Origin of the sequence: Streptomyces sp. NPDC088554, assembly GCF_044752945.1 — a bacterium.
Taxonomy (GTDB): domain Bacteria; phylum Actinomycetota; class Actinomycetes; order Streptomycetales; family Streptomycetaceae; genus Streptomyces.
The window spans coordinates 234,214-242,601 of record NZ_JBIVMF010000010.1 but is presented as its reverse complement, the minus strand read 5'-3'; the positions used below and the strand labels follow the sequence as shown (position 1 = coordinate 242,601).

The window sequence follows — 8,388 nt, the reverse complement described above, 5'->3', positions numbered from 1 at the left end:
CCTCCCCGGCCGGCGAAACAGCCCACTCCGCCAACCGCCCCGCCTGAGCCCGCAGCGCCTCGACCGAACACGCCGACACCACCCACGGCACCACCGCCGGACCGGCGGCGATACCGGTCGGCCCGGACAGGGACGGCTCGTCGTCCTCCGGGACCGGGGACGCCGACAGCACGACGTGGCAGTTGGTGCCGCCCATTCCGAACGACGAGACGCCGGCCACGAGCGGACCGGAGGAGACCGCCCACGGCTCGGATTCCCGCTGCACCCGCAGGTTGAGTTCGTCCAACGGAATGTCAGGGTTGGGGGTGGCGAAATTGAGGCTCGGGACCAGTCGGCGAAGCCGCAGCTGAAGCAATGCCTTGATCAGACCGGCGATTCCGGCGGCGCCCTCCAGGTGGCCGATGTTGGTCTTGATCGACCCCACCGGCAGCGGGGTGTCCCGCCCGGCACCGAGTACCGCGCCGAGCGCGGCTGCCTCGATCGGGTCGCCCACCTTGGTGCCGGTGCCATGCAGTTCGACGTATCCGACATCGGTGGGGGTGACGCCCGCGCGCCGGTAGGCACGGGCCAACAGCGCCTCCTGGGCCTGCCTGCTGGGCGTGGTGAGGGTGTCCGACAGTCCGTCGTTGTTGATCGCGCTGCCGCGAATCACCCCGTGGACGAAGTCGCCGTCGGCCAGCGCCCCGCGCAGCGGCTTGAGGACGACCAGGCCGCCGCCCTCCCCCCGGACGAAGCCGTTGGCCCGAGCATCGAAAGTGAAGCACTCTCCGTCCGGGGAGAGGCCGCCGAAGGCAGCAGCCTCCCGCGCGCTCTCCCGCGCGATGTTGAGGTTGACGCCACCGGCGAGGGCGATGTCCGACTCGCCGCGGCGCAGGCTCTCGCAGGCGAGGTGCACGGCGACCAGCGACGACGACTGCCCGGTGTCCACGACCATGCTGGGGCCGTGGACACCCAGGGCGTACGAGACCCGGTTGGCGATCAGACCTCGGTGCAGTCCGGTCATCGCGTGGTGGTCGACGGTCCGCCCTTCCCCCCGCCGGTAAAGGGTCGCGTAGTCGTCACGGGCCGCTCCGACGAAGACGCCGAGTTCACTGCCGCGCAGGGTCCCGGGTACGAGCCCCGCCTCCTCCAGCGCCTCCCAGCTCAGCTCGAGAACCAGCCGCTGCTGCGGGTCCATGGCCACGGCTTCCCTGGGCGAGATGCCGAAGAAGCCCGCGTCGAAGGTGTCGACCCGGTCGAGGAATCCGCCCCGGGGGGCCCCTTCTTCGGCTTTGCCGTCGGCTGCTTCCGGTTCCGTGGACGGCGGGGTCCATCGGTCCGCCGGTACCCGGGTGACAGCGGATTCGCCGCCGCTGAGCAGTCGCCAGAGCTCCTGTGGGCTCGAAGCCTTCGGAAGGCGGCAGGACAGGCCGATCACGGCTATCGGCTCGTCGCCCGCCGCTTCGAACCCACTGGTCTGGGACCTACCCATAAAACACACACCCCACGGTTCACCGGAATGTGATTCACCCGAACCATCGGCATGACGAACCAGGGCTCGTGGCCGACCCATCGGCGCAGCGGCGAATCATCACTTGACAGAGGAATGGGAAAACGCCGACCGGGCGACAGAAAGCAGCACCGAGGGCACGAAGAAACCTGTCGGAACAATCTTTCCACAGGTCAAGATCTGCGACGGAACGCCATTACGTGTACACCGTTACGCGCTTCTATACGCACATGACCAGACGCCATCGAGCGGCCATGCCACAGAATCAACATTCATTGAAGGGCATATTGCCTCTCACCTTTCTCATTCGTCCTGGGGGGTAGGCGAGAAATCTCCATGTGCACGACCTCGACGGTGTTCCGTACGCATTATCCGACCGCCGCAGGTCGGAGTGGTGACTTCTCAGACTCTAGTGCGGCTCGGCCACCGGAGATCACCCCTAAGTGAGTAGTCTCTCGGGCAGGGGGGATGCTGCTCGGACTGCGATTCCGAGCATGCCGGTCACGTACCGAGGGCATGGACCCTGACCATCGGCCGCCGGAGGCGATGCCGGTCCCGCCCACTCGGCGTGGCGCGCCGGGTACGCGTCGCACGCGACAACGCCGCCACACAGGTCGACTTGGCCCAACAGTGGGGCGAAGGCGGGGATTTCGACGATATCCGGCAAGCGGAATCAACGCCTCCCACAATGAGGCCGGCAGGACACCGGGCAAACCATCCGCAGCGGCACGTACGAAGGCGATCAGCTCATTTCGCCGAGCACAAATCACCGCCCCCGGGACTTCCGGGCTGTTTCGCACCGAGCTGCCGCCGCATACGCATTCCGGCCACGCACGCGACCAATTCCTCGACCAGGCATGGCCGAGCGACCCGCCCGGCATGGACCGCCAGGACCGGATGGCCGAAAACAGCTTGTCAACGTACCCGACAGTCCGCCAGAAAAGATCGAACCAGGGGCATTTGCCTCTATCGCGTTACGGCCAGGGAAGTAGGCTGTGCTTACTTTTCAACGAACACCGCACAATTACAGACAAGAAGTGATGTGTGCCTCCATGAAAACCGGCCACCGCCCCGGGCCTGGACATCTCCTGCCACGCTTCCGCCAGACTCGACATTCCCTCGCATGACACGCAGCACCTGACTCGCGCCTTCCTGATCGCCACAGGCATCAGCGCCCCCCTCCCCCCACCCCTATCCCCCCGCACGCAGCAGTCGCGCGGCGCCTCGCCCTCGCCGGAACGTCGCTGCCCATCAACCGGACCGCCGCCCGACCTGTCGCGCCCTTCCCGCACACGCAGGAAGCACCGGCGACACGTGGCCATCCGTTGATTCCTTCGGTTTCACTCTGGAACGTCAGGAGTGCTAGTGATGCTTTTCTCACCTGACCCTCTGCGCATGCAGTACGGCATCGATCCCACCAGTTCCCCATGTGCCGCATGCCGGCTCATCAGCAGGTCGATGTCGTTCTGGCTGCACAGCCGCCTTCAGCACGCCCGGCAGCTGGCCGAGGAAAGCGTGCGGGCGTCGGCCGCCCATCCGTCATGTGTGTGCTCCGCGCATTCCAGGCTGTGGCTGGCCACGGCACTGACTTACCTCCGCGAACTCGACCGGGCGGAAGAACTCCTCTACCCCAAGGACCCGGACGCCTTTCACGGGTCGGCCGAGACAGCCGCCAGGCTGCATCTCTCCCGGTCGCTCCTCGCATTCACGAACGGAGACGTCGGCACCTCGGCGCAGTTGGGCGAGCAAGGGCTGGCGGGTGCCGGACGGCCCGGACCGTGGCGAACTCTGGGCCAACTCGTCCTCGCAGGATGCGCCTTACGCCGCGCCGATATGAGAGTCGCCCTGACGTATACGCAGCGGATCGCCGAGGACACCCTCATCGCGTCCTCCAACCCGCTGGCAGGGCAGTGCGCGTGGGTGTCCGTCCAGGTACGCGAGGCTCACGACGGAGCCGAGGAGGTGGTGCCCTTCATCGAACAACTCGTCTCCCTGGAGCCCACCAGCCGGGAAGTCCTCAGCTCACAGCCGGCCGCCGCGCCCTGGTTCGTACGGCTGGCCCTGAAAGCAGGAGACAAGGCGGTCGCCCGGCAGGGCGCGCTGGCGGCGCGGCAACTCGCCGTGATCAACCCGGAGTTCCGCTCACTGTCCGCTGCCGCCCTGCACACCAAGGGGCTGATCGAGCGCAACCTGGACGACCTGTGGCAGGCCGCCGAGATGCACGTCGACCCCTGGGCTCGGGCCTCGGCCCTGGAGGACATCGGAACGCATCTGACCGGCCATCGCCTCCAACGGGACCGGGCGATCGAGATCCTGGAGCGCAGCAGTGACATCTACCTGGCGGCGGGCGCCTCACGCGATCTTTCGCGGGTCAAGAGCCGGCTGCGGAGCCTTGGCGTCAGACACCACATATCCCGTTGGTCCCATAGCGCCAATGGCTCCAAGGGCCAGGTGGGGCTGCTGACCGAGACCGAGTTCGCGGTCGCGCAATTGGTGGTCCAGGGAATGACCAACAGTCAGGTCGCCGCCCAGCTCTTCCTCTCCCACCACACCGTGGCCTTCCATCTGAAGAAGATATTCCGAAAGGTGGACGTGTCGTCGCGGGTCGAACTGGCCCGGACCTGGCGCACGCCGGTCGGCAAGAACCGGCCTCGATCTTCGTGACGGCTTGCCGCTTCATCCGGTGTGCTGTTCCGGCTTGTCAGGTGGGATGCCGGTGGCCCGGCTGCGGCGCCGGGTTCCACGGCTCCGCAGGGGTGGTCAGCCTGCGAGACCACCTGCCGACCGTCTCCCCGGACACGGACACGCGGGCAGGACGAGAGTCGAGATCCACCTGGCCGGCCTCTCCGGCGACTACCTGATCGTCGACCCCAAGAACGGCGCGACCCGTGCCTGGCTGGACAAGGGCGGCAACCTGACCAATCCTGATCGACCTCGGATCGTTCATGAGTCCCCGTCAGCTCGCTGACGGGGACTCTGTGTCTGTGCGGTGGGGTCTTTTCGGCGCCGGGGCGGGTTGAGGGTCCGGCGCTCGCGTCGGGTGGGCGCCTGGGTCCGCTTCGCCGGTGTGCCATGCGGGTGGTGGGGACGGTCGACGTGGCTGGTCGGCCAGGTCGCGGCGGCGGCAGCCGCGTGTTCCCGGGCGTGCCGGTCCGTCTCCGTCCGGAAAGCGGCGACCAGTCGCGGCTGCGTCCTTCCGGTGTCGCGGTCTCCTCCCTCACGGACCGCCCCGCGCACTCCCACGATGTCCGTGCCGATACGGGTCAGCGTGCCGAGGTCGCCCGGCCTTGACACTGCCCGCGAGGGCCGCGGCAGCTCGGCCGCGTACGCCGGTCAAGCCCCGACGCCATGAGCCACCCGGTGGTTCATCCGGGCAGGGTCGTGGTGACCATGACCGCCGTGAGGGCCAGGACCACCGCTCCGGTCAGCAGTTCGGCCGTGAGGGCGCGACGGAGGCCGTCCGGGCTGCCGGGGGGTGTGAAGCGGTGGAGGCGTCGGCGGACCGGCGCGGCCACGGCGACGACCACGGCCACTCCGATCAGTTTCAGGAGGAACAGACGGCCGTAGAGGGTGTCCGGGAGGGCGGGCACGGACAGGCCCTCGCGCCATGCCTGGTAGGTGCCCGTCACGACGAGCACGAGCACGCTGGTGAACGCGAGGCGGGAGAAGCGGGGCAGTACGGCGCCCAGTTCGGTGACCGTCGCCGGGCGGGACAGGGCCACCGCGATCACCGCGAGTCCGCCCAGCCAGACGGTCATGGCGGTCAGGTGGGCCAGGTCCGCGGCGACCGCGAGGGCGGTCTGCCTCCCGGTCACGGCATGCGAGGTCAGCGGCCAGGTGGCCAGCAGTACGGCGATCACCGCGGTCGTGGCGAGGGCCTGCGGCCTGGACGCCCTGCCCCGCGCGGTGAGCAGCCAGGTCGCTGTGCCCAGCGCCGACAGGGCGTAGAAGCGGACCGTGTGGGCGCGGTCGGTCAGCGCCGCCGGCAGCCCGCTCGACGGGTGGTCGTGCGCCCCGAGGGCGTTGACCAGCAGCACCGTGAGCGTGGCGGCGCCCAGCAGGGCGAGACCGGTCCACATCAGCCCCCGGGCCCTGCCGTCCCGCAGACCGGCCGGCCACAGCCACAGCGCCATCAGCAGTACGCCGGGCCCCAGCGCGAGCCCGGCGTAGCCCAGCCCCCGGGCGGCGGCCCGCAGAGGCGTGGCCCAGCCGTCGCCGGAGTCGTCGGGCGGCGGAACGGCTCCCACGACCGGTCCGGACTTCCCGAGGGAGAAGCGGAACGTACCGTCCGGGGAATGGCCGTCGGCCGATGTCACCTGCCAGGCCACGGAGAACGTACCCGCGCGCAGGCTGCCGGGCAGGGCCACCCGGACCGTCCGGCTGGGTTCGCCCCCGGGGTGGCCGCCCAGATCGACGCGGCGCATACGGTCGTCGTACACCCGGATCGCGTCCTCGCCCCCGGTCACCGGCTCGTCGAAGGTCAGCGCCACCTGGGCGGGCCGCTCCGACAGCACCTCCCCGGCCAGTGGGCTGCTCGACGACAGGCCGGTGTGAGCGACCGCCGTCCCCGCCGACACGGCCGTCAGGCAGAACAGGATCAGACAGAACAGGACGGTCCGGGGCATGGCTACTCCAAGTTTCCCTGTCGCACGGGTGCGTCCAGCCTCGGGCAGCGGTCCGCTCGGCGGCAGCCTTGCCTGGGGGGTACGGTTCCTTCGAAACCCCCCTCAAAACAGGGGGGTCGGTCCCCGGCCGGGCCCGACGACAGCCGTGGCAACGGTCTCGACGACGCCGATCGGGCTCCGTGTCAGGACCGCACCGGCAGTACCGTACGCACTTCCGTTCCGCCCCCGGCCCGTTCCGCCACCGACATCCGGCCGCCCAGCTCGTTCGCCGTGTCCCGGAGAATCCGCAGACCGAGGTGGCCGCTGCGGCCGAGCGCGTCGCCGGGGCCCCTTCCGTCGTCCGCCACCCGGACCAGCAGGTGGTCCGCGTCGCCGGTGATATCGATCCAGGCGTGCCGGGCCCCGGCGTGCTTCAGGATGTTCGTCACGCACTCCCGGGTGCTCCGGTAGGCGGCGACCACGAGGTCCGGGCTCAGCGTGGCCCGTACGTCGACCGCCGTGGTGACGGTGACGCCCTCCCGGCGCAGCCGTTCGGCGAGCAGTTCGACCGCTTGCGGCAGCCCCGCCTCGGTCAGGTCCGGGGGGTAGATGTCGACCATCATCGTGCGCAGCGAGCCGACCGCGCCCCGGACGACCTCGGTGACCCTGTCGAGCATGTCGCGGGCCGGGGCGGCGGTGTGGGCGGGCAGGCCGGACCGGACCGCCGACAGGGCGTAGCCGACCCCGGCCAGGTCCTGCACCACACCGTCGTGGAGGTCACGGGCGATCGCGCGTCGTTCCCGCTCCGACGCGGTGAGCGCGTTGCCCAGCAGCCGGCTGCGTTCGGCGTCGCCCCGGCTGACCCGGCGCAGCAGGTGTACCGACACCGGGAGCTGGGCCGCCAGCAGGAGCAGCAGGGCCAGGAGCGAGAACGGCACGAGGGTACGGACCAGTTCGGTCCGGGCGGCGATCACCCGGGCGTCGGTGGAGTACACCTCCAGCGCCAGCCGCTCCCCGGAGGCCAGGACCAGTGGGACGTAGACCTCGACCAGGTTGCCGCCCTGCCGTAACTCCGTGATGTGCTCCGGTTCCGACAGGTCGGACAGCCGTGCCCAGCTGGCGCCCTCGTCGATGGCCTTGCGGACGCTGCCGTTCAGCGGGAAGGACAGGCCGGTGGCCCGGGGCTCGTTCGAGTAGAGGACGACCCCCTGACGGTTCCACACCTTGACGCGGACGACACCGCCCTCGCGCTGCCGGGCGCCGACGGCCACGTCCAGCCGGGCGCGTGCCTCCCGGTCGCCCTCGATCACGGCGGGCATGACCGGCTTGAAGATCACGTCTCCGATGATCCGCGCGGACCGTGCCGCCTCCGCGAGCGCGGTCCGCTCGGCGATCGACCGGGCAACGCCCACCGTGACGGTCCCGATCACCACGAAGGCACCCAGCGCGATCAGCACCATCGCGGTCAGCGCCCGCCGGACCGTTCTGCTGCCGCCCCCCGCCGACGGGGCGGCCACCGGCGTCGGTTCAGCCACCGTGGTGTGCCGCGATGAGGCCGAGGCGCTGTGCCTTCACCACGGCTTCCAGCTGGGACCGCACCCCGAGTTTGAGGTGGATCGCCTTCACATAGCCCCGGCAGGTGTTCACGCTGATGCCCAGCAGCCCGGCTATCTCCGCCGGGCCCAGCCCCTGGCCCATCAGGGTGAGCACCTGGGACTCGCGGGCGGTGAGACCGGCCGTGCCGGGGCCGGCCGGTTCCGGTGGGCCGCTCGGGGCGCCGAACGTCGACGCGGACACCAGCATCGGGCCGGGCCTGGCCTGCCGCAGCGCGGCCAGCATCTCCTCCAGCGACCCGGACTTGGGGACGAACGCGCTGGCCCCGGCGCGGGCGGCCCGGATCACCCAGTCGGGGTCGCGGTGCGCGGACACGATCACCACGGTCGTGTCCGGGGTGACCTCGCGGATCCGCCGGGTGACGTCCAGTCCGCTCTCGCCGCCGAGCGCGATGTCCATCACCACCATGTCGGGGCGTTCGCGGGCGGCCAGGTCGACCGCCGCCGCGCCGGTGCTCGCGTATCCGGCGCAGTCGAAGTCCGGCTGCGACGCCAGCGCGAAAGCCAGTAGTTCGGCGAAGGTCCGATGGTCGTCGACGATCATCACGCGCATCGCCGTCGATCCGCCCTGCTCCACTCCCGACTCCCCACTCCGTGGTCGCCACAGCGTTCTGCAGACGACACGGTGTTCGACGTACGGTAGCCATGGAACCACGCTGTGATGGAAAGTCTCGCTACTTGT

General features: G+C 70.0%; 5 protein-coding genes and 1 pseudogene. 1 reads left to right on the top strand and 5 read right to left on the bottom strand.

Annotated features, from left to right (window positions below):
- Positions 1 to 1,471: beta-ketoacyl synthase N-terminal-like domain-containing protein (locus tag ACIP8W_RS14630; RefSeq protein ID WP_402154764.1), on the bottom strand; the 1,471-nt coding region annotated here is incomplete at its 3' end.
- A gap of 1,386 nt (positions 1,472 to 2,857) precedes the next feature.
- Here ACIP8W_RS14630 and ACIP8W_RS14625 point away from each other — a divergent pair.
- Positions 2,858 to 4,153 carry a LuxR C-terminal-related transcriptional regulator gene (locus ACIP8W_RS14625; protein WP_401955654.1) on the top strand — a complete coding sequence of 432 codons (1,296 nt, stop codon included), beginning with the start codon at positions 2,858 to 2,860 and terminating at the stop codon, positions 4,151 to 4,153.
- Positions 4,154 to 4,600: 447 nt separating this feature from the next.
- Here ACIP8W_RS14625 and ACIP8W_RS14620 read toward each other — a convergent pair.
- The 4 genes and pseudogenes from ACIP8W_RS14620 to ACIP8W_RS14605 all read right to left on the bottom strand — a co-directional run.
- A pseudogene (locus tag ACIP8W_RS14620) lies at positions 4,601 to 4,799 on the bottom strand ((5-formylfuran-3-yl)methyl phosphate synthase); the annotation flags it as partial.
- Between the two features lie 55 nt (positions 4,800 to 4,854).
- Positions 4,855 to 6,114: a copper resistance CopC/CopD family protein gene (locus ACIP8W_RS14615; RefSeq protein ID WP_402152293.1), complete on the bottom strand. Its 1,260-nt coding sequence runs from the start codon at positions 6,112 to 6,114 to the stop codon at positions 4,855 to 4,857.
- Between the two features lie 182 nt (positions 6,115 to 6,296).
- On the bottom strand, positions 6,297 to 7,628 hold the full coding sequence (locus ACIP8W_RS14610) for a sensor histidine kinase (protein WP_402152290.1): 1,332 nt from the start codon (positions 7,626 to 7,628) through the stop codon (positions 6,297 to 6,299).
- Positions 7,621 to 8,283, bottom strand: coding sequence for a response regulator (locus ACIP8W_RS14605; RefSeq protein WP_401955651.1), 663 nt, complete (start codon positions 8,281 to 8,283; stop codon positions 7,621 to 7,623). Before ACIP8W_RS14605 ends, ACIP8W_RS14610 begins: the two co-directional genes overlap by 8 nt.
- Positions 8,284 to 8,388 lie beyond the last annotated feature (105 nt).